The organism is Billgrantia pellis (assembly GCF_008297955.1).
Lineage (GTDB): Bacteria > Pseudomonadota > Gammaproteobacteria > Pseudomonadales > Halomonadaceae > Halomonas > Halomonas pellis.
The window spans coordinates 18,035-38,136 of sequence record NZ_VTPY01000007.1; the positions used below are offsets into that span (position 1 = coordinate 18,035).

Genomic DNA, 20,102 nt, shown 5'->3' on the forward strand with positions numbered 1-20,102 from the left:
TGAAAATGCACAAGTTCGCGACACTGACCACGCTTGCCGCGCTCTCCTTCGGCGCCTTCCAGGGGGCCGCGGCCACCGAGCTGACGATCAGCACCTGGGCGGGCCCCAACCACGGTGTCAACACCATCGTCTGGCCGACCTGGGGCAAATGGGTGGAAGAGGCCACCGACGGGCGGGTTACCGTCAACGTGGTACACGACATGGGGCCGCCCAACGCCCAGATGGAGCTGATCGCCGACGGCGTGGCCGATGTCACCTGGCTGTTCCATGGCCTGATGCCGGGACGCTTCGAGCTGACCAAGCTGCCCGAACTGCCCACCTTCGAGAATTTTTCTTCCGAGGCCGCCTCGGTCGCCTACTGGCGCACCCATAACGCGTACTTTGCCGATGCCGGCGAGCATCGTGGCGTCGAAGTGATCGGCGTGGGCGTGCACGGCCCCGGGTCGCTGTTTCTCGACGAGTCGATCGACAGCCTCGAGGATCTCGATGGCAAGCGCGTGCGCATCGGTGGCGGAGTGATGTCCGATATCTCCCAGGCGCTGGCGCTCACCGGCGTGGCGCTGCCGCCGGCCAGTACCTACGAGGCCGCGACGCAAGGCGTCATCGACGGGGCCATGCTCACGCTGGAAGGGCTCAAGAGCTTCCGCCTGGCCGAGGTGCTGCCTTATACGGTGCAGATGCCGGGCGGGTTCTACCGCGGCAGTTTCTCGCTGGTGATCAATCCGGATACCTGGGCGTCGCTTCCCGAGGAGGACCGGGCGGCAATCGAGGAGGTGTCGGGCGAGCGCCTCTCGCGTCTGTTCGGCTACATGATGGACGTGGTCGACGTGCGCGGCATCGAGTTTGCCGAGCAGCAAGGCAACACCTTTATCGACCTGCCCGCCGAGGAAGTCGAGCGCTTCCAGCAGATGGCAGCCGACTTGCCCGATACCTGGAAGGCCGCGGCGGAGCAGAAGGGCGTCGACGGTGAGGCGGCACACGCCTACTTCTTCGAGCAGCTCGATGTCGCCGAGGGCGAAGAGGGGCTCTCATCCGACGAGGTGATCGACCCCGAAGCCTGATCGACCCTGCTTGAACGACCTGCGAGCGCGGCCTGGCCGCGCTCGCTTGCGTTGGGAGCGCGTCGAGTTTTTTGTTGCAAACGCAACTAATTTGACCCGGATCAATGCCCGCCCACGGCCAGGCCGCGATACTGAAGCAAAGCCAAGTCAAGGAGCCGCTGCCGTGATCCACGCCTCGACCCATTCACGCCGTACCTGGTGGGAGCGCCTCAGCGAGCGCTGTTACCGGGCCTCCATGCCGCAGCTGGTTCGCGACATGGCGCGTGAATCCCCTCACCTCTTCGACGAGCTGCTCCGTGACCTTGAGGCGCCGCTGGAAGCGGTCTTCGAACAAGCCGTCGCCCATCGGTTGGGAGAAGGCGGCTATCCCGCTTTCATGCCCGCCGAGACCCTGATGCCCGTAATGGCGCAACGCCTCGGCATGACCGAGGCGAGCCTGTTTGAGGCGCACGCTGATGCCGAGCTTCGGGCGACCTGCAATCGCTGTCCGGCCGTGGGCCGCTGCTGGCGCGCCCTGCGCCACGGCATTGAGGCGGATGAGTGTCGCGGCTTCTGCCCCAACGCCGAAGCGCTGGCGCGCGAGCAGCTTGCCTGCTGAGACGAAACGCGGCGTCCAGCATCGTCACGATGAGCGCAGTTGCCGTCAGCGTACTCGAACGCCGGTCGAAGCCGGCGTTCTGGGCTTACGCCGATGATGGTTTCGCCGGCGTCGCCCCTAGCTCTTCAAGGCGTCGAGTACCGCTGTCCGGGACGCCTGCTCGCGCTTGGCATAGAGGGCCAGTTCATCGATCACGCTGCCGCCCAGCGCCGTTTCGAAGGCGTCGCGGTTGGCGTTGCCGGCGTAGGCTTCGCTCCGGCCGTCGCCGAGGTTCGACTGGAAGATGCCCGCTGCGCTTACCGGAAGGAAGTCCTCGTAGGTAATCGGCCGCGCCTCGACCAGACCGCGCTCGACGAGGGCTTCAATGTCGCGCTCGGCGACCCTGCCGGCTGCACGACCGGCATCGGTCAAGGTGTATTCGAAGAACGCCAGACCGCGACGGCGCAGCTCGGCTTCGTCGTCAGGGAAGTCGCGGAACACCTCGGTCAGGACACGCTGATGCTCGGCGTTGTCCAGCTCGGCGGTACGTCGGCGCGACGCCTTGAGCAGTTGGTCGTAGAGCTCGCGCCCCGCCGGGGTCAGGGCCGCTCCACGCTGCTCGATTTCACCGAAGCGGGCGGTGTGGGTTCCCTGGCGTTCGCCGGCGAACAGGATCGACTCCTCCAGCGCCTTGAAGCTGGTCTGGCGCAGGAGAATCGGACAGCGGCGACGCGGCGGTCCTTCGATGACCGCCTTGGGGCTCATCCCCGCCTGAGGCATGCGGCGTTGCACCTCGTCGATGTCCAGCGTCCGCGGCGTCAGGTGATTGATATGGGGCCCACGGAAGCAGACGACATCGGCGATCAGACGGTGCTCGGCATGCAGCGCCTCATAGGTGTCCAGATCCACCGTGGCGTCGCGGTGCCAACGGAAGGTCTCCAGCGCCTCGCTCACGAAGCGCTCGGCCTGGTCGCTGGTGAGGCCGCCTTGCGATTCGCTCGCGGCGATCAGCTCACGTGCGCCGTCGGTGAAGATATCGCGCTCGGCGAGTATCCCCGCGGCCCGCTCGCGAAGCGTGTCGCTCTCGATCAGCTCCAGCCGCAGCAATGAAGTGAAGACCCGAAAGGGATTGCGGGCCAAAGCCTCGTCATCAACGGGGCGGAAGGCCGTGGAGTGAACCGGCACCCCAGCCTCGGAGAGGTCGTAGTACCCCACCGGATGCATGCCCATCACGGCGAAGAGGCGGCGCAGCATGGCCAGCTCCGCGGCGTTACCGACGCGGATGGCGCCATGCCGCTCGACGCCGAGACGATCCAGCTCGCCGTGAATGGCGAGTCGTTCGGCGAGCGCCGGGTCACGCTCGAGAGTCTCCCGATTTACCTGCTCGACCAGCTCAAGCAGGGTTTCGTACTGCGGCACCTCGGCCTGGTACATGGCCGACATGGCCTTGGAAAAACGATCGCGTATCTCGTTCGGCGAAACGAACGTCTGGCGATTCATGAATCGTGCCTCCTTGGGGGGCTGTCAATGTATGGGGCTCGGGCGTTCGCCACTCGTGGCTCGCGCGTGATGAGGAAGCTCGGCGCCTGGCAACGATGCGATCAGGGGGGCAGCGTGCCAAGGGCTCGCTCGAGCCGATCCAATCCTTCCTTCAATACCTCGAGTTCCGTCGTCAGCGGGGGCAGCAGGCGCAACACGTTGCGCCGGCGACCGCTGGGCATCAGCAGCACGCCCGCCTCCCTCCCGGCACGCAACAGGGCGGCCAGGTGCTCGCTGCCGCTGGCATTGGCGGTGTCCTCGAAGAGTATGCCGCGCATGGCGCCGATGCCGGTCATCTTTCCCAGCATCGGGAAACGCCCCGAATCCCGCCAGCGACGGTGGGTCTCGAGCAGCAGCGCTTCCTGGCGCCCGGCCCAGTGGCGCAAATTGTCCTCGCTCATCGTGTCCATGACCACCCGCGCCGCGGCGCAAGCCACCGCATTGCCCGAGTAGGTGCCGCCCAGGCCGCCCTTGGGCACGGCATTCATGAGTTCCGCCCTGCCGGCGACCGCCGCCAGCGGCAGGCCGGCCGCCATGCTCTTTCCCATCAGCAGCAGGTCGGGCTCGACTTCGAGATGCGAAAAGGCGAAACGGCGACCGGTACGACCGAAGCCGGATTGTATCTCATCGAAGATCAATACGATGCCGTGTCGATCGCACAGGGCCCGGAGACGCGCGGCGAAGTCGGCACAGAGCAGGCGGAAGCCGCCTTCTCCCTGAACGGGCTCGACGATGATGCAGGCCACTTCGTCGGCGGGCGTCTCGACCTCGAACAGACGCGCCAGGGCCGCCATGGCCTGGTCGGCGTCAATGTCGCTGTCGCGGCTAGGAAAGGGGACGTGATGCACCGGCCCCGGGAGAGCGCCCAGGCGGTCCTTGTAGGGCTTCACCTTGCCGTTGAGGTTGAGTGCGGCGAGTGTGCGTCCGTGAAAGCCGTCGTCGAAAGCGATGACTGTCTGGCGGCCGGTTGCGGCGCGTGCCACTTTGAGGGCGTTCTCGGTGGCCTCGGCCCCGCTGTTGGTCAGCATGCAGGCCAGCGGGTACGAGACCGGTACGAAGGCATCCAACGCCTTGGCCACTTCCAGGTAACCGCGATGCGGCACGGCGTTGAAGGCGGAGTGCATCAGCCTTTCGACTTGCCCCTTGACCGCCTCGATCACGCTCGGGTGACCGTGACCCAGGTTGAGCACGCCGATGCCGCCGACGAAGTCGACATAGTGCCTGCCCCGGTCATCCCAGACCTCGGCGTTGCGGCCGCGTTCGATGCAGATGGGGTGAACGATGCCCAGCGAGCCACTCACGTGTGAAAGATCCATGTCGCGTTCCTGTTCGATGCCGGAATGAGGAGCATCTGAACAGAGCCGGCGAAAACCCATCAAACGAAAAAAAGCGAGTCAACCATTCCAAAAATTCCGGTAAGTGTCGGCAGCCGACAACGTATCGGTGCGCGCTCCGCTTCCCTCGGTGCCGGACGATTCGCCGAGTCGCTCAAGGATCCATTCGATGAAGCCCTTGACCTTGCCCACTTCGCCCTTGTGCTCGGAATAGGCCAGGTAATAGGCATCTCGGCTGGTCAGGGAGAAGGCCCATGGGATGATCAACTGGCCCGCCTGAAGCTCCTCCTCGGCCAGGAAGCGCGGAACCAGGGCCACGCCGCAGCCTGCCCGGGCGGCCTGGAGCGACATGTAGAACGTATCGAATCGCGGGCCGTGATAGCTGTGCTCGGTGTAAGTTCCCTGGGCGGCAAACCAGTCATGCCAGGCTTCCGGGCGGGTTGCGCTCTGCAGCAGCACCAGGCGCGTCAGAGCCAGGGGGTCGGCAATGCCCCCTTCCGGCATTACGCCAGGCGCACAGACCGGCACCATCTCCTCGTCGAGCAGCTTGATGCACTCCGCCTTCGGCCAGGCACCGTGACCGAAGAAGAAGGCGACGTCGACGTGATCTTCTTCGAGATCGAACGGCTCCACCCGGTTGCTGATGTTCAGGTAGACATTGGGATGGCGAAAGCGAAAGCCGTTGAGTCGCGGGATCAGCCAGCGGGCGCCAAAGGTCGGCAGCGTGGTGACATGGAGTACTTCGCTCTGGCCGCCGTAGGACTGCATGTAGCGCGTCGACATCTCGACCTGCGCGAGGATCTTGCGCACCTCGGACAGGTAGAGCGATCCCTCAGGCGTGACCTGTAGTCGCTTGCGCACGCGGCGAAAGAGCGGGTGCTCCAGGATCGACTCGAGCTGGGCGACCTGCTTGCTGACGGCGCTTTGCGTCAGGCTCAGCTCAGCGGCGGCTCGAGTGAAGCTGAGGTGGCGGGCGGACGCCTCGAAGCACTGCATGGCGGTGAGGGTCGGCAAGTGGCGGCGGCTCATCTCAGCCTCCTATCAGAAAAAAAGGAATGACCTCCGTATAAAACGTCGTTTGAGGCGGGTCAACCGCCGCGGCAATACTGGACGTTACCCATACTGACAAGAAACAGTGGAGGAAGCATGATCGATACCGTGATGCAGCGCCTCGGCGTGACCGAAGCCCAGTACCGCCAGGGCGACTATGTCGTCACCTCGCCCACCGACGGCGGCGAGATCGGGCGCGTGACCCTCGAGGGCGTCGAGGCGGTGGCCGCGCGCATCGACCGCGCCGAGAAGGCCTTCAAGCAATGGAGCCGTGTGCCCGCGCCGCGCCGCGGTGAGCTGGTCCGTCTGTTCGGCGAGCAGCTGCGCCGGCACAAGCAGGACCTTGGTACCCTCGTAACCCTGGAGTGCGGCAAGATCCTTCAGGAAGGGCTGGGTGAAGTGCAGGAGATGATCGACATCTGCGACCTGGCCGTAGGTCAATCGCGTCAGCTCTACGGCCTGACCATTGCCTCCGAGCGCCCCGGCCACCACATGCGCGAGAGCTGGCATCCGCTGGGTCCGGTCGGTCTGATCACCGCGTTCAATTTCCCGGTGGCGCCCTGGGCGTGGAACGCCGCCCTGGCGCTGGTATGCGGCAACAGCCTGCTGTGGAAACCCTCCGAGAAGACGCCGCTCAGCGCGCTGGCCTGCCAGGCTTTGCTGGAACGCGCCATAGAGGCGTTCGGCGACGACGCCCCACGGGACCTGAGCCAGGTCATCATCGGTGTTCGTGACGCGGGCGAGCGGCTGGTGGACGACCCCCGCGTCCCGCTCATCAGCGCCACCGGCAGCACCCGCATGGGCCGCGAGGTCGCGCCGCGTGTGGCCGCTCGCTTCGGGCGCAGCATTCTCGAACTCGGCGGCAACAACGCCATGATCCTGGCGCCCAGCGCCGATCTGGACATGGCCGTGCGCGCCATCCTGTTCTCCGCCGCCGGTACCGCGGGGCAGCGCTGCACCACGCTGCGTCGCCTGATCGTCCACGAATCCATTCGCGAGGAAGTCCTCGAACGGCTCAAGAAGGCCTATGCGGGTATCCGCATCGGCGATCCCATGGAGGGACATCTGGTCGGTCCGCTGATCGATGCCCAGGCCTTTGAACAGATGCAATCGGCGCTGGAGCGCGCCCGCCAGCAAGGGGCGAAGGTCTTCGGCGGCGAGCGCCAGCTGGCCGATATCTACCCCAACGGCTATTTCGTGTCACCGGCCATCGTCGAGGTGGAGCGTCAGGACGACCTGGTCAGGCACGAGACGTTCGCCCCGATCCTGTACGTCATGAGTTATCGCGACTTCGACGAGGCGCTGGCGATGAACAACGACGTGCCTCAGGGTCTCTCCTCCTGCGTCTTCACCACGGACGTGCGTGAAGCCGAGGCCTTCGTCTCCGATCAGGGCAGTGACTGCGGGATCGCCAACGTCAACATCGGCCCCAGCGGTGCCGAGATCGGCGGTGCCTTCGGCGGCGAGAAAGACACCGGCGGCGGTCGTGAATCCGGCTCGGACGTATGGAAGAGCTACATGCGCCGTCAGACCAATACCGTCAATTACTCTCGTGAGCTGCCTCTCGCACAAGGTATTCAGTTTGATTGACAGCAACGGCGCGCCGAGCAGGCGCGCCGTTTGAGGAGGGGTCATGAAAGCGCAGTGCCTGTGGCACGAGACGTCGCCGGAGCCCTGTCTGGAGCTGCCAGCCCTCGAAGGACGCCAGTCTGCCGATGTCATCGTGGTAGGTGCCGGCATTACAGGGCTTAGTACAGCACTGCATCTTGCAGAGGCGGGAACATCGGTAGCCCTGATTGAGGCAGGAGAGATCCCCAGCGGCGGCTCGGGACGGAATGTCGGCCTCGTCAACGCAGGGTTATGGATTCCGCCAGACGACATTTGTAAAGCGCTCGGGGAGCGGGACGGTGAGCGTGCCAACGCTATCCTGAGTGAGGCCCCAAGTGAGGTGTTCGCACTGATCGAGCGCCATGGCATCGAGTGTCAGGCGACTCGCACCGGTACGCTGCATCTCGCCCACAATGCCAAGGGCGAGCAAGAACTCTCTCGGCGTGTCGAGCAATTCCAACAGCGCGGGGCGCCTGTGGAATTGCTGGAAGAGGAGGCATGCTGGCGGAAGGTGGGGACAAGGCAGATTCGTCGAGCACTGCTGGATCGGCGGGCGGGTACTCTCAATCCGGCAGCCTATACGCGGGGAATGGCCAGGGCGGCAGTCGCTGCGGGGGCAAGCCTTTTCACGCAGAGCCCTGCGCTGGGTATTGCGCGTGAGGGCGACGCCTGGCGTGTTACCACGCCACAAGGCAGTGTAGTGGCTTCACAGGTGGTGCTCGCGACCAATGCCTATTCAGAGGAAGACTGGAACCAGGTTCGCCGCCACTTCTTTCCCGGCTGCTTCTTCCAGGTGGCCTCGGCGCCGCTGCCTGATGCGCTTGCCGGTGACATCTTGCCTGAGCGGCAAGGCGCCTGGGATACGCGCCTGGTGCTTAGCAGCATGCGTCGTGATGCAGAAGGCCGCCTGATTCTGGGCAGTCTCGGGCGTGGTGAAGGACGGCCAGCTGCCTACCTGCGTTGCTGGGCCGATCGCATTCAACGACATTACTTTCCCCAACTAGGCAAGGTGGATTGGGAGTGTCACTGGACGGGAAAAATCGCCTTTACACCAGACCATACGTTGCGGCTTTTCGAGCCTGCTCCCGGCATTCTGGCTGCTACCGGCTATAATGGACGCGGCATCACCACAGGTACGGTAGTCGGCAAGGGTTTTGCTCGATACCTGACCCAAGATGACGACTCCCAGCTACCGCTGCCGATTCGGTCTTCCAAGCCTATTCCGGCGAAACCACTTTGGAGCTCTGTCTATGAAGGAGGATTTACGCTTTACCATGCGGGGCAATGTCTTCGCGTGCTGATCTGAGAAATCAAGCTTTCCCTTCTACCGAAGATCATGCCCGAGAGATCCAAGAATAAGGGGCGTTGAACAAACATAACAGCCAAGTAGGAAGGATAACAAAATGAGAGAAAACAAAGCATCCGTGGAGCTTCAAAAGCCAAGCCTTGCGCTGGCACTTACACCTGTGCTGTTAACGCTAGCGGCTATTGGTGTACAAATTTTTTATTTCGGTGATTTTACTCCGCACATTCCATTGGCTGTCGGTCTGGCTATTACCTCTCTGGTGGGTGTGAAGCTTGGCTTTAAATGGAAGCGGATCGAGGAAGGTGTCTTTCACGTCATTCATGTGTCACTGCCATCAGTGTCCGTACTGATATGCGTAGGAATGATTGTTGGAGTATGGATCGCTAGTGGGACGGTGCCGAGCCTGATTTACTATGGGCTGACCCTGTTATCCCCAGCGTTTTTCCTCGCCGCTGCCATGATTCTCTGTTCGGTAGTCTCGGTTTCCCTGGGCACCTCCTGGGGGACTGTCGGGACCGTCGGCCTTGCATTGATGGGTATCGGTGCCGGTTTCGATATCCCCATGTACTGGACGGCAGGGGCTGTGGTTTCTGGAGCCTTCTTCGGTGATAAGGTGTCGCCGCTTTCAGATACGACCAATCTTGCACCAGCAGTTACCGGAACCGATATTTTTTCGCACATCAAGAATTTGCTGCCAACGACCATTCCCGCGATGCTGATTGCGCTGGCGATCTACCTGGTTGCCGGCTTCAGCATGATCGATGACCAGACAGCCTCCTTTGAGCGAATCCATTCCATAACCACGGCGCTGAACGATAATTTTACTATTTCCCCCTGGTTGTTACTGCCAGCATTGCTGGTCATCATTCTAGCTGTTAAGCGCATGCCGCCGATCCCCTCTCTTTTTGCCGGCGTGCTTGCGGGTGGGGCGACGGCAATGATGGTTCAAGGCGTCGGCCTGCATGAAGTGGTGACCTATGCTAACTACGGTTATAGCATCGAAACCGGTGTCGAGGCGATGGATAGCCTGCTCAACCGCGGTGGCATTCAGTCTATGATGTGGACTATCTCTTTGATTCTTATTGCCTTGGGGTTTGGCGGTGCGTTGGAGAAAACACGTTGCCTGGAGACGATTATTCAGGCGATCATGTCCAAGGTGAAGAGTTTTAAAGGAGTTCAGACTTCTGCCATGTTGACTTCTTTCTCCACCAACTTGGTCGCAGGCGACCCCTACCTCTCTATTGCTTTGCCTGGTCGTATGTACGCCCCGACCTATCGCGGCCTGGGTTATTCAACGCTGAACCTGTCCCGTGCTATTGAAGAGGGGGGTACGCTGATGTCTCCCCTGGTGCCATGGAATGCTGGTGGGGCCTTTGTTATCAGTGTGCTGGGCCTGGGCATAGCAGAGGGTAATGTTGAAAACCTGCTATATATCCCACTTGCCTTCGCTTGCTGGATATCGCCCATTATCGGCATTCTCTATTCACAGCTTGGCATTTTCTCCCCCAAGGCGACGGATGCCGAGCGTGCGCTCTGGAAAGAACAGAATGAAGCCGTTGCCACAACGGAGGATTTAGGGGCTGCTGCGAGTGCCGCAGTGGGAACTTCGGCCCGCTTGGTTTGAGAGCAGCATGGCGGGTGGGGCGCTTTATTCTAGCTTGGGTATTAGCTGAGTTGAGATTGGCCAGATGAGGCGCCCCTTCTGGCTGGCCGGACGACAATGGGGAGGACAAGATATATTCGCCGTAGCGCGGGGCATCGTCGCGAGTTCGATCGGTCACCGCCGCCGACACAGCGCCACCAGCCGCGCCTTGGAGGGCACGCCGAGCTTGGCGTAGGCGCGCTTGCGATAGGTCTCGGCGGTGGAAAGGGCGATGTCGAGCTCGGCGGCGGCGGTCTTGAGGGTATGGCCGCGCAGCAGGTAGAGGCAAAGCTGGCGCTCGCGCTCCGACAGCGGGGCGAGCACCGCGGCTTCTTCGATGCTGGGACGTTGCGAGAGCGGTCGGGACTGGCCGTAGTGGCGACGCATCAGGCTGGCCAGCAGGGGGGCCAGGGCGTCGAGGCGGGTCAGGTCGTTGTTGTCGAATGGGCCGGCCTCGCTGCCACGATAGAGGTTGAGATAGTAGACGCTCTCCTGGCCGGGCAGGGTCAGCGATACCTTGTCAACCAGGTCGGGAAAGGCGAACAGGTGGCTGCGGTAGACGTCGGGCATGGCTTCGGCCTGCATCGGCGTGATTTCCGCCGCGGCGAGATTGCTGCCTTCATCGAGCCGACGGCGCAGGCGCTGGTAGTTGGGATCCTGACGAAACAGGCCGCCGGTGTAGAGTTCGGCCAGACGGCCGGCCACCCGTGGCGCTCGCTCGTTGGCTGCCAGCAGGCAGTCGACGTCGTCGCGGCCATCGAAGGCAAACACCATGCACTGTTCGATGCCCACCGCCTGGCGCAGCAGGGCGAGCAGGACCTCGTCGAAGCCCGGCTCGCCCAGTCGCGCCACGCACTCCGCCATGGCCGGCACCAGGCTCGGCCAATCGTCCTCCGCCGCCTTGGCTTCGCTCATGTCCTTCTCCATTTCGTGTGATGCGGTGTCCCGGCTTTTACGGGACAGCTGTCGTACTTGCCTCGGGATAGGCTATCAGCAGACGACAACGCCAACAGGAGCCGCCCATGCGACCCGCCGGACGCGCCGAAACCGACTCGCTCTATTTCGATTATCCGCATTTCCCCTTCGTTCGTCCTGCCGAGCTGGAGGGCGGGCCGACACGTCACCGCGTGGCCATCGTCGGTGCCGGCCCGGTGGGCGTCACCGCCGCGCTGGAGCTGGCCCGCCATGGCGTCGACTCGGTGGTGCTCGACGACAAGGACACCGTCAACGACGGCTCGCGGGCGATCTGCATTTCCCGCCATAGCCTCGAAATTCTGCAGCAGCTCGGCGTCGATGGTCCCTTCGTGGAGAAGGGACTGGGATGGACCCGGGGCCGCACCTACTTTCGCGACCGCGAGATTTACCGCTTCGAGATGCCTCACACCCAGCAGGAGCGCTTCCTGCCGATGTATAACCTGCAGCAGCAATACATCGAGAAGTTTCTGATCGACAAGGCTGCCGAGAGCGAGCGCATCGAGCTGCGCTGGCGAAGCGCGGTAACCGGGGTACGCCAGGAGGAGGACGGCGTGACCCTCGAGGTGGCCACGCCGGAGGGCGACTACCGCCTCGAATGCGACTATCTGCTGGCTGCCGACGGCGCGCGCAGCATGGTGCGCAAGGCGCTGGGGCTTGCGCTGCATGGCGAAGCCTACGAAGGGCGCTACGTGATCGCCGACATTCGCATGCATTCGGATTTTCCCACCGAGCGCCGGGCTTTCTTCCACTCCGCGGCGTTGCCCGATTCGACGATTCTCGTGCACAAGCAGCCCGATGACATCTGGCGCATCGACTACCAGCTCAGTCCCGACGAGGATCCCGAAGCCGCGGTGGAGGAAGGGAACATACGCGATAGGGTGGGCCAGATCGTGCGTGAGGTGCTGGGCGAAAGGGACGACTGGGAACTGGAGTGGTGGAGCCTCTACAAGGCCTACACTCTGGCGCTGGACGACTACCGCCATGGCCGCGTGCTGTTCATCGGCGACAGCGCCCATCTGGTGCCGATCTTCGGCGTGCGCGGCCTCAACAACGGCCTGGCCGATGCCGCCAACGCCGGCTGGAAGCTCGCCTGGGTGTTGAAGGAGCAGGCCTCCGAGCGGCTGCTCGACAGCTACACACCCGAGCGGCGCGGCGCTACCCTCGATGTGTTTGCCAACGCCGGCAAGAGCACCCGCTTCATGACCCCGCCGAGCCGCGGCTACCGGCTGATGCGTGACGCTGCCCTGTCGTTGGCGCTGCACAACGATTACGCCAGCGGTTTCGCCAACCCGCGCCAGGTCACGCCCTACACCTACGCCGAGAGCCCGCTGACGCTGGCCGATGAGGCTGGCTTCAATGCCGGGCCGATGCCCGGTGCGCCGCTGTTCAACCGCCGGCTGAGCGAGGACGGCTTTTTGCTCGACTACTTGGGCAGCGGCTTCACCCTGCTGCACTTCAGCCACGATGGAAGCATCGATCCGGCACTGGCCGAGTGCCTGAACGCGCTGCAAGCCGCCGGACAGCGTATCGATGTGCTAACCGTGGCGCGCCAACCCGGTTCCGACAATACACTGGCGGATCGCAACGGCAACCTGTTCGCCGCCTATGGCGCCGATCCCGGCAGCGCCTACCTGATACGCCCCGACCGCCACGTGGCGGCGCGCTGGAAACGTCCCGAGCCTGGCGACCTCGAAGCCGCACTCGCCACTGCCCTGGGAGGAAACTGAAATGACCGATACGACGCTTCCCTTCGCCGATCTGGAGCGGACTTACGAGCGCCTGGCCGAGACCCTGGACGCACTGCCCGAGGCGCAGGAGCGCCTGTTCCTGGCCCAGTTGGCGCTGGCGCTGGCCCATCGCGTGGGCGATCTCGAGCGGGTGATGGCGGCCATCGAGGAGGCGCGCCAAGGCGTCGAGGAAACCTCAGCGTAGCGACAGTGCTCAGGCCGAGGCGGCTTTCAGCCGCGCGAGCAGGTCGTCGATCATGCTCATCTTGGCCTCGGCCTCGCGAATTTCGTCGAGGCGGAATGCCAGTTCGCGGGTTCGGCGCACGAAGCGCAGCTCCGCCAGGGTCTGCTCGGTGTATTCGCGGTAACCGTTTTCACGCCTGAGTGGGGGCGTGATCAGGCCGCGTTTCTCGCAGCGTGGCCGCGATGGCACCCACGCATTCTAGCGCCGCCTCGATGATTGGCGTCATGGCGGCGGCATAATTGAGCCGCAGGCAGTGCCGGTACTTGCCCGACGCCGAGAATAGCGAGCCCGGGGCGATATGCAGCCCTTCTTCCGCCAGACGATCCTTGAGTCGCACGCAGTCCACCCCCGGCAGCTCCAGCCACAGCAGGAAACCGCCCTGCGGGTAGCTCACTCCGGTGTCGGCTGGAAAATAGCGATCGACCCAGCCCAGCATGATGTCCCGGTGACGGCGATACTGGCGGATCATCTCGCGCAGGTGGCGTTCGTAGTGGCCGTGCCGGACGAACTCGGCTACCGCCAGTTGCGGCAGGGTCGCCGAGGCGCCGGTGGAGACATACTTCATGTGCAGCACCTGGTCGCGATGACGGCCCGGCGCCATCCAGCCGACCCGCAGCCCCGGCATCAACGTCTTGGAGAAGGAGCTGCACATCAGCACCCGGCCCTCGTCGTCGAAGCTCTTGACGCTGCGTGGGCGAGACGCGGTGAAGGCCAGGTCGCCGTAGATGTCGTCTTCGATGATCGCCACGTCAAAGCGTTGAGCCAAAGCCACCAGTTCGCGTTTGCGCGCCTCAGGCATGGTGTAGCCGAGTGGATTGTTGCATGTCGGCGTGAGCTGGATGGCCTTGATCGGCCACTGCTCCAGGGCCAGCTCCAGTGCCTCCAGGCTGATGCCGGTACGCGGATCCGTGGGAATCTCCAGCGCCTTGAGCCGGTTTGCCTTGAGGATTTGCATGGTGCCGTAGAAGCTCGGCGAGTCCACGGCCACCACGTCGCCGGGCTCGGTCAGGGTGCGTAGGGCGAGCGACAGCGCCTCCTGGCAGCCGGTGGTGATCAGAACGTCGTCGGGGTGCAGCAGGCAGTCCGAAGCGGTTGCCAGCCGGGCGACCTGGCGTCTGAGCGCCAGACTGCCCTGCAGGCTGTCGTAATTGAGCCCATAGGTGCCTACCCTGCGGTGCAGGGTGGCCAGCTCGCGCTTCAGGGGGCGCAGGCTGGGGGCGTCGAGATCGGGTACGCCGCGGCCTAGCATCAGCCGGTCGTCCTCTTCGGGGGAGGGCGCCACCAACTCCAGCACCTGATCCCACTGTGACACCTCGAGAGGGCGCTGGGCGGGGCGCGTGACTCGGGGCAGCGTCTCGGGGCGGGCGACGGGCAGCGCGTAGTAGCCCGAACGTGGACGCGCCTCCGCCAATCCCGCTTCTTCCAGGCGGCGATAGGCCTCCTGCGCCGTGGACACGCTGACACCTAGCTCGCGGCATACGGCACGCACCGAGGGCAGCCGGTCGCCGACGCGATACTGTCCTTGCTCGATGCGCTGGGCCAAGGCCTGGGCCACCTGATCGTAACGTTTCATGACAATTTTACCTGTTCGTTCATGATAGCGGTACAGTTAAAGAAAGCTCGCCCAGGACAGCAGCCCCAAGACGTCTCTCTGTATCGGTAATATAGTGGAAATCTGAATCTGTATCGATAAAAAGAACCGCCGTAATCTTATCTCGTACCCTGCGAAGAGAGGTGACGGCCATGCTTTTCCATTCTTGGAGGCGGTTGCGTGACAGGTGGCAGTATTTGCGTCAGCGCCATCATTCGCGGCGCAGGCTGGTGGACCTCGACCAGCACCTGCTCGACGACGTCGGACTCGACCGTCCCACGGCCCAGCGCGAGGCGCGCAAGCCATTCTGGCGCTGACAGCCGGCGTGCACGGGAACCCAGGCCGGTCCATGCTGCCGTATAAGAAGACCAAGGACGCAACCGGACAGCATGAAGGAGACACGATGATCGAGATTCTGCCGGCCCCCGAGTACGTGGCCGCGTTTCGTCTATCCGGAACGCTGCGTGGCGAAGATTACGATGTGATCATTCCCGCGATCGAAACAAAGCTAGCGCACAACGAACAGATCGGCGTGCTGGCCGATCTGACGCAGTTCGAGCACATGACGGCAAAGGCGCTGCAGCGCGACCTGGCCTACGGCATGAGCAAGCTGGGCGAGTATCACCGCTTCAAGCGCGCCGCGGTGATCGGCGACAAGCGTTGGATCGAGATGACGACCAAACTGGCCGACAAGCTGTTTCCCCAGATCGAGGCGCGGGTCTTTCATGCGGGCGAACTGGAAGAGGCCATGCGCTGGGTCGCCGGCTTCCGGGACGATCTGATTAGCGAAGGGCTATGACGGTACGGCGTTGGGCTGTTCGACGTGCCATTGGCGCAGCAGCCAGGCAAAGGCGAGCCCCAGCGCCAGCAGCCAGCATCCGGTGCCGACCAGTAACCACAGACTCCCAGTCAACCGCAGCAACAGCCCACCGAGGCTGACGCCCACCGACTGGCCGAGGAACAGACAGCCGGCGAATACCGCCATGGCGGTGCCGCGCATGGCAGGCGCCATCTGGGTGGCGTTGATCTGCAGGGTGCTATGCATCATGTAGAAGCCGAGACCGGCGCAGAAGGCACCGGCAGTGGCCGCTAGCGCCTGGGTGGCCAATGCCAACAGGCAGAAGCCGAGCCCCATCAGTACACCACCGCCCGCGGCCAGACCCGATTCGCCCAGCCGGGCGACCAGCGGTCGCGCCAGGGCGGCGAAGACCAGCCCGCCGACCCCGAACAGAGCGATCATCAGGCCGGCCTGGGTCAGCGAGACCCCCAGCCGCTCGTACAGATGACTGGCGGCAAAAGCCAGTGCACCGAAGGCGGCGATGCCCTCGAGAAACACCAGTGCCAGGATGCGTCGCGCACGAGCGATCAGCAACACCTCGCGAATCCGTGAGAAAAATGCGATGCGTCCCTGGGCCACCTTGGCCGGAGATAGTTCGGGACGTTGGCGAAGCGTCACCAGCAGCAGGCTGCCGGCGACAAGGAACAGCAGCGTCAGCAGGCCGAATGCTGCCGGCCAGCCGAGCGTATCGGCCAGGAAGCCGCCCGCCACTTGGCCGCTGATAAGCCCCATCACCGCGCCCGATAGCATGTGTGCCAGTGCCACCTGGCGCCGCTCGTAGGGCACGTTGTCGCCGACCCAGGCCATGGAGAGCGGGATGATCGCCGCCGCCGTGGCACCGTTCAGGGTGCGAAACAGCAACAGCGCGGGCAGCGAATCGGCCAGTGCCGAGCCCAGCGCGCCCACGGCGCAGGCCAGGGTGGCCAGGCCGATTACTCTCAGGGTGCCGAAGCGGTCTCCCAACGGGCCGTAGCAGAGCTGCAGGACGCCATAGGCGATGGCAAACAGGGTGATGTTCTGGGCGACGTCGGCCAGCGGCCGGGCAAAGGCCTGTGACAGCGCCGGCAGCATGGCGTCGGTGACGCGCATCGAGGCCATGCTGGCGAAGCCGGCCAGGGCCAGCAGCAGGATGACGAGACGGGGAGGGGCGCTACGACTCATCGTTACGGCCGTGCCTGGGTGGAGGCCGCCGCCTGGCTGGCCGGTCGCACCAGCAACTGGTACGCCACCAGGGAGAGCACGCCGCCAAGACCGATGGACATGGCCATGGTGAGTGAAGTGCCGTCGTGGAAGCGGCCGACAAGCGCCCCGCCGAAGGCGGCAATGGTCATCTGCAGAAAGCCGAACAGCGAGGAAGCCGAACCGGCACACTGCGGATTGGGCGCCAGCGCCCCGGACATGCTCTGTGGCATCACGATGCCAAAACCGACCAAAAACAGGATGTGCGGGCCGATCACCGCCCAGGGAGAGAAGACACCCATCGCCGCCAGGCCCGCCATCGTGGTACCGGCCAGCGCGCACATCGCCGTGGCCAGCAGTAGCAGGCGGTCGCGTCCCAGACGATGGCTATAGCGGCCGCTGATCAGGGTGCCGCTGAAGAAGCCGGCGACGATCAGGGTGAAGCCGATGCCGTACTCGAAGGGCGACATGCCCATGAATTCGATGAGAACGAAGGAGGAGCCGGAGAGAAACGCGAACAGACCGGCAAAGCCGCTGGCATTGACCAGCGTGTAGCCCATGAAGGCGCGCTGTCCGAGCAGCATGCGATAGTTGCGCAAGATGATGGCCGGGTGTACCGACTGGCGATTCTCCCGGGCCAGCGGTTCCGGCATGAGAAAGGCGAGGACCAGCAGCATCGCCGCGGCGTAAACCGTCAGCAGCAGGAAAATCGATTCCCAGCCGAAAAACAGCAGCAGCCCTGCGCCGACGATGGGTGCCAGCGCCGGTGCCAGTGCCGTGACGCTGGCCATGTAGGAGAGCATACGCCCGGCCTCGATGGGGCCGTAGATATCGCGCACCGCGGCACGCCCCAGCACCGGACCGGCGGCACCGCCCAGGGCCTGAAGGAAGCGGCCGGCCAACAGCCATTCGACGCTAGGAGCGAAGGCGCATAGCAGGCTTGCCAGCAGGAATAGGCCGAAGCCGGCGATCATGATCGGCCTGCGGCCGAAGCGATCGGAGATCGGACCGCAGAACAGCTGCGCCATGGCGAAGCCGGCCATGTACAGGCTAAGCGTCAACTGTACCTGGTCGGGGCCGGTATCGAGCGCCTTGGCCATCGCCGGCATCGCTGGCAAGTACATATCGGTGGCTAGCGGGCCCAGCGCGGTCAGCGCTGCCAGCGCCACCACCGTGGCAGGGGACTTCAGCCTCAGCACATCGGTTCTCCTGGAGAAGAGGATCAACGACCGGCGGGCGTCTCTTCCTGGCACCCCGGCTTGTCGAAAACCGTGGTAACAGGAGGGAGGGACGCCCGCCGGTCGTTAGCTTGCTTATTGTAGCGGAAACGAGGCTGGGTTGCGCAGCCATGTGGATCTCGAATGAAACCCTATCACAGGCATGGCTTCGATTGACGCCAAGGATTGCAGACACGCGTGCGTGCCGTAGCCGTAGGGGGAACAGGAAGGCCAGAAGAAGCGTAGCCGCTGCCTCTGGCCTTTCCTGGTCACGCTTCTGTCAGTTCGATTCCGAGTCTGTCTCGTCGTCCTCACCCAGATCCGGCGTGGTGGTCGGTTCTTCGGAAGGGGAGGAAGCCTCGGTGTCGGACGTGCTGCGACTATCGCGTTCCGTCGTGCTGCCCTGGTTCGCTGTACCGCGGGTGTCGCTGCGGTCCATGGAACGCTGCGAATCGCGCATCGATGAGCCGCTCTGGCTATCGCTCTGGCCGTTCTGACCCTCTTGGAGCCCGTCTACGAAACCTTGGCGATAGCCTCTAATGGCACCTTCCTGCAAGCCCTCCATCTTGCCTTCCATATAGCCCTGCATGAAGAGGTGGTGGGCTTGTTGGTCGTCCTGCCGGCCATGGGGGCCGGAACCGCGACTGGAACTGTCCCATTGGCTTCCCTGGCTGCCGCCGTCATAGCGGTCCCCGCGATACTGGGGGCGGTTGCGATCATCCCACTGGTTTCCCTGGTTGCGATCATCACCGTAGCTGTCGTCCCTGTACGATTCGCGGGTCTGATCGTCCCAGGGTGGGTTCTGCTGCGAGCTCCTCTGGCTATCGCTCCGGTATGGTTGGGACGCCCTGTCGTCCCATGACGGGCCGCCTTGATGTCGCTGCCTGTCGTAATCGTAGCTCCCACCTCGCTGCTGACCGTCACTGTCGTTCCACGGCTGACTGCCACGGGGTTGGTTATCGTAACGGTAACCGTCACGGCTCTCCTGCGGTTGCGCCAAAGCGCTGGTCGAGGCCAGCGCGGTCGATACCGCAGTGACAATTAGCATTCTTTTAAACATGGTTCCTCCGATGAACTCGGGTGTGCGTTGAGTCACAACTCAGTTGATGAACGGCTGGCGATGCAGGTGGTTAATTGCCGTATGGGTCGTAGCGATTGCGGTCCTGGTCGCGCCACCGCTGGTCCATGCCGCCCTGGTCGTAGCGGTGGCGGTCCTGGTCCTGCCACTGCTGGTTCTGCCCGCTCGGGTCGTAGCGGTTGCGGTCCTGGTCCTGCCACTGCTGGTTCTGCCCGCTCGGGTCGTAGCGGTTGCGGTCCTGGTCGCGCCACGGCTGGTCCATGCCGCCCTGGTCGTAGCGGTGGCGGTCCTGGTCCTGCCACCGCTGGTCCTGCCCGCTCGGGTCGTAGCGGTGGCGGTCCTGGTCGCGCCACCGTTGGTCCATGTCGCCCTGGTCGTAGCGATTGCGGTCCTGGTCCTGCCACCGCTGGTTCTGCCCGCTGCGGCGGTGATCCTGGTCGCGCCATCGTTGGTCCATGCCGCCCTGGTCGTAGCGATTGCGATCCTGGTCGCGCCACCGCTGGTCCATGCCGCCCTGGTCGTAGCGGTTGCGGTCCTGGTCCTGCCACTGCTGGTTCTGCCCGCTCGGGTCGTAGCGGTTGCGGTCCTGGTCCTGCCACTGCTGGTTCTGCCCGCTCGGGTCGTAGCGGTTGCGGTCCTGGTCCTGCCACTGCCGGTTCTGCCCGCTCGGGTCATAGCGGTTGCGATCCTGGTCGCGCCATCGATTGTCTTGGCCTTGCTGTGAGAAACGGTTGTTGTCGCTCCACTGGCTACCTTGATCCGATTGCTGGGCCACGGCGGATCCCGTCATGGCCAGCGCGGTTGAAATTGCCGTTGTCATAAGCAGCTTTTTAAACATGTCTAACTCCTTTAGATTTGTTTAAATTTAAGCTAGGCCATTTGCCTGCGCCGAATTTCGACGTCACGAAACAGGCCATGTCAGTAAAGCTAGCTGCCAACTTTGTAATTAATGGAGTGTCGGAAGTGCTTTTTTGTTTTATTTTTTATATATCAATGTGCGGCGAGAGAGTTAAGCGATGGACGGTAAATCTCTAATGTTTGCGTATTGGTAAAATCTAGTATTTTTGATTTCTAAATGAAAAGCGCCCCCATCGATCGGACGATGGAGGCAAAACGGTTTACTGACGATTGAGCTA

19 protein-coding genes are annotated in these 20,102 nt (G+C 63.6%); 9 read left to right on the top strand and 10 right to left on the bottom strand.

The annotated features are described in order from the left end of the window. Positions 1-5 precede the first annotated feature (5 nt). Both F0A17_RS17235 and F0A17_RS17240 read left to right on the top strand, forming a co-directional pair. Complete coding sequence (locus F0A17_RS17235; protein ID WP_149329864.1) at positions 6-1,061, top strand: TRAP transporter substrate-binding protein; 1,056 nt, start codon at positions 6-8, stop codon at positions 1,059-1,061. A 163-nt stretch (positions 1,062-1,224) separates the two neighbouring features. Continuing rightward, positions 1,225-1,659: a hypothetical protein gene (locus tag F0A17_RS17240; protein ID WP_149329599.1), complete on the top strand. Its 435-nt coding sequence runs from the start codon at positions 1,225-1,227 to the stop codon at positions 1,657-1,659. Positions 1,660-1,776: 117 nt separating this feature from the next. Here F0A17_RS17240 and hglS read toward each other — a convergent pair whose 3' ends face one another. The 3 genes from hglS to gcvA form a co-directional block, all read right to left on the bottom strand. Beyond that, the gene (gene hglS / locus F0A17_RS17245; RefSeq protein WP_149329600.1) at positions 1,777-3,138 is read right to left on the bottom strand and encodes a 2-oxoadipate dioxygenase/decarboxylase HglS; all 1,362 of its coding nucleotides are present in this window, start codon (positions 3,136-3,138) and stop codon (positions 1,777-1,779) included. A 101-nt stretch (positions 3,139-3,239) separates the two neighbouring features. After that, entirely contained in the window at positions 3,240-4,493 is a 1,254-nt protein-coding gene (locus tag F0A17_RS17250; RefSeq protein ID WP_149329601.1) for a 2-aminoadipate transaminase, read from the bottom strand. A gap of 78 nt (positions 4,494-4,571) precedes the next feature. Beyond that, the gene (gene gcvA, locus F0A17_RS17255) at positions 4,572-5,540 is read right to left on the bottom strand and encodes a transcriptional regulator GcvA (RefSeq protein ID WP_149329602.1); all 969 of its coding nucleotides are present in this window, start codon (positions 5,538-5,540) and stop codon (positions 4,572-4,574) included. Positions 5,541-5,657: 117 nt separating this feature from the next. Between gcvA and amaB the strand changes: the two genes are divergently transcribed. The 3 genes from amaB to nhaC all read left to right on the top strand — a co-directional run bounded on the left by amaB (position 5,658) and on the right by nhaC (position 10,099). After that, positions 5,658-7,151, top strand: a complete 1,494-nt coding sequence (amaB, locus tag F0A17_RS17260; RefSeq protein WP_149329603.1) for an L-piperidine-6-carboxylate dehydrogenase — start codon at positions 5,658-5,660, stop codon at positions 7,149-7,151. A 43-nt stretch (positions 7,152-7,194) separates the two neighbouring features. Further along, entirely contained in the window at positions 7,195-8,475 is a 1,281-nt protein-coding gene (amaA, locus tag F0A17_RS17265; protein WP_149329604.1) for an L-pipecolate oxidase, read from the top strand. Positions 8,476-8,572: 97 nt separating this feature from the next. Further along, positions 8,573-10,099 carry a Na+/H+ antiporter NhaC gene (nhaC, locus tag F0A17_RS17270; RefSeq protein ID WP_149329605.1) on the top strand — a complete coding sequence of 509 codons (1,527 nt, stop codon included), beginning with the start codon at positions 8,573-8,575 and terminating at the stop codon, positions 10,097-10,099. Positions 10,100-10,252: 153 nt separating this feature from the next. Here the strand turns inward: nhaC and F0A17_RS17275 are convergent, their stop codons facing one another. Next, positions 10,253-11,032 carry a helix-turn-helix transcriptional regulator gene (locus F0A17_RS17275; protein ID WP_149329606.1) on the bottom strand — a complete coding sequence of 260 codons (780 nt, stop codon included), beginning with the start codon at positions 11,030-11,032 and terminating at the stop codon, positions 10,253-10,255. A gap of 107 nt (positions 11,033-11,139) precedes the next feature. Here F0A17_RS17275 and F0A17_RS17280 point away from each other — a divergent pair, with 107 nt between their 5' ends. Then, on the top strand, positions 11,140-12,819 hold the full coding sequence (locus tag F0A17_RS17280) for an FAD-dependent monooxygenase (RefSeq protein WP_149329607.1): 1,680 nt from the start codon (positions 11,140-11,142) through the stop codon (positions 12,817-12,819). Between the two features lies 1 nt (position 12,820). Then, positions 12,821-13,024: a DUF2783 domain-containing protein gene (locus F0A17_RS17285; protein ID WP_149329608.1), complete on the top strand. Its 204-nt coding sequence runs from the start codon at positions 12,821-12,823 to the stop codon at positions 13,022-13,024. 9 nt (positions 13,025-13,033) lie between these two features. Here the strand turns inward: F0A17_RS17285 and F0A17_RS17290 are convergent, their stop codons facing one another. Next, positions 13,034-13,252: a MerR family transcriptional regulator gene (locus F0A17_RS17290; protein WP_149329609.1), complete on the bottom strand. Its 219-nt coding sequence runs from the start codon at positions 13,250-13,252 to the stop codon at positions 13,034-13,036. After that, complete coding sequence (locus F0A17_RS17295; RefSeq protein WP_149329610.1) at positions 13,194-14,636, bottom strand: aminotransferase-like domain-containing protein; 1,443 nt, start codon at positions 14,634-14,636, stop codon at positions 13,194-13,196. The genes F0A17_RS17290 and F0A17_RS17295 overlap by 59 nt, the downstream gene beginning before the upstream one ends. A 170-nt stretch (positions 14,637-14,806) precedes the next feature. Here F0A17_RS17295 and F0A17_RS17300 point away from each other — a divergent pair, with 170 nt between their 5' ends. Together F0A17_RS17300 and F0A17_RS17305 are read left to right on the top strand one after the other, a co-directional pair. Next, positions 14,807-14,971, top strand: a complete 165-nt coding sequence (locus F0A17_RS17300; RefSeq protein ID WP_149329611.1) for a DUF1127 domain-containing protein — start codon at positions 14,807-14,809, stop codon at positions 14,969-14,971. Between the two features lie 86 nt (positions 14,972-15,057). Continuing rightward, positions 15,058-15,453 carry a SpoIIAA family protein gene (locus F0A17_RS17305; protein WP_187774727.1) on the top strand — a complete coding sequence of 132 codons (396 nt, stop codon included), beginning with the start codon at positions 15,058-15,060 and terminating at the stop codon, positions 15,451-15,453. On the opposite strand, the gene F0A17_RS17310 is transcribed toward F0A17_RS17305, so the two are convergent. The 4 genes from F0A17_RS17310 to F0A17_RS17325 all read right to left on the bottom strand — a co-directional run bounded on the left by F0A17_RS17310 (position 15,448) and on the right by F0A17_RS17325 (position 19,804). After that, positions 15,448-16,653 carry an MFS transporter gene (locus F0A17_RS17310; protein WP_149329613.1) on the bottom strand — a complete coding sequence of 402 codons (1,206 nt, stop codon included), beginning with the start codon at positions 16,651-16,653 and terminating at the stop codon, positions 15,448-15,450. The two genes, F0A17_RS17305 and F0A17_RS17310, sit on opposite strands and share 6 nt — an antisense overlap. Before the next feature lie 2 nt (positions 16,654-16,655). Continuing rightward, entirely contained in the window at positions 16,656-17,870 is a 1,215-nt protein-coding gene (locus tag F0A17_RS17315; protein WP_149329614.1) for a multidrug effflux MFS transporter, read from the bottom strand. A gap of 298 nt (positions 17,871-18,168) precedes the next feature. Beyond that, positions 18,169-18,948 carry a hypothetical protein gene (locus F0A17_RS17320; RefSeq protein ID WP_149329615.1) on the bottom strand — a complete coding sequence of 260 codons (780 nt, stop codon included), beginning with the start codon at positions 18,946-18,948 and terminating at the stop codon, positions 18,169-18,171. 70 nt (positions 18,949-19,018) lie between these two features. Next, positions 19,019-19,804 carry a hypothetical protein gene (locus F0A17_RS17325; RefSeq protein ID WP_149329616.1) on the bottom strand — a complete coding sequence of 262 codons (786 nt, stop codon included), beginning with the start codon at positions 19,802-19,804 and terminating at the stop codon, positions 19,019-19,021. Between the last annotated feature and the right edge of the window lie 298 nt (positions 19,805-20,102).

What these genes read in the sequence shown, in the direction of transcription:
- F0A17_RS17235 (WP_149329864.1), top strand. Translation starts at nt 6, where the DNA reads ATGCACAAGTTCGCGACACTGACCACGCTTGCCGCGCTCTCCTTCGGC.
- hglS (WP_149329600.1), bottom strand. Translation starts at nt 3,138, where the DNA reads ATGAATCGCCAGACGTTCGTTTCGCCGAACGAGATACGCGATCGTTTT.
- F0A17_RS17250 (WP_149329601.1), bottom strand. Translation starts at nt 4,493, where the DNA reads ATGGATCTTTCACACGTGAGTGGCTCGCTGGGCATCGTTCACCCCATC.
- gcvA (WP_149329602.1), bottom strand. Translation starts at nt 5,540, where the DNA reads ATGAGCCGCCGCCACTTGCCGACCCTCACCGCCATGCAGTGCTTCGAG.
- amaB (WP_149329603.1), top strand. Translation starts at nt 5,658, where the DNA reads ATGATCGATACCGTGATGCAGCGCCTCGGCGTGACCGAAGCCCAGTAC.
- amaA (WP_149329604.1), top strand. Translation starts at nt 7,195, where the DNA reads ATGAAAGCGCAGTGCCTGTGGCACGAGACGTCGCCGGAGCCCTGTCTG.
- nhaC (WP_149329605.1), top strand. Translation starts at nt 8,573, where the DNA reads ATGAGAGAAAACAAAGCATCCGTGGAGCTTCAAAAGCCAAGCCTTGCG.
- F0A17_RS17275 (WP_149329606.1), bottom strand. Translation starts at nt 11,032, where the DNA reads ATGAGCGAAGCCAAGGCGGCGGAGGACGATTGGCCGAGCCTGGTGCCG.
- F0A17_RS17280 (WP_149329607.1), top strand. Translation starts at nt 11,140, where the DNA reads ATGCGACCCGCCGGACGCGCCGAAACCGACTCGCTCTATTTCGATTAT.
- F0A17_RS17285 (WP_149329608.1), top strand. Translation starts at nt 12,821, where the DNA reads ATGACCGATACGACGCTTCCCTTCGCCGATCTGGAGCGGACTTACGAG.
- F0A17_RS17295 (WP_149329610.1), bottom strand. Translation starts at nt 14,636, where the DNA reads ATGAAACGTTACGATCAGGTGGCCCAGGCCTTGGCCCAGCGCATCGAG.
- F0A17_RS17300 (WP_149329611.1), top strand. Translation starts at nt 14,807, where the DNA reads ATGCTTTTCCATTCTTGGAGGCGGTTGCGTGACAGGTGGCAGTATTTG.
- F0A17_RS17305 (WP_187774727.1), top strand. Translation starts at nt 15,058, where the DNA reads ATGATCGAGATTCTGCCGGCCCCCGAGTACGTGGCCGCGTTTCGTCTA.
- F0A17_RS17310 (WP_149329613.1), bottom strand. Translation starts at nt 16,653, where the DNA reads ATGAGTCGTAGCGCCCCTCCCCGTCTCGTCATCCTGCTGCTGGCCCTG.
- F0A17_RS17320 (WP_149329615.1), bottom strand. Translation starts at nt 18,948, where the DNA reads ATGTTTAAAAGAATGCTAATTGTCACTGCGGTATCGACCGCGCTGGCC.
- F0A17_RS17325 (WP_149329616.1), bottom strand. Translation starts at nt 19,804, where the DNA reads ATGTTTAAAAAGCTGCTTATGACAACGGCAATTTCAACCGCGCTGGCC.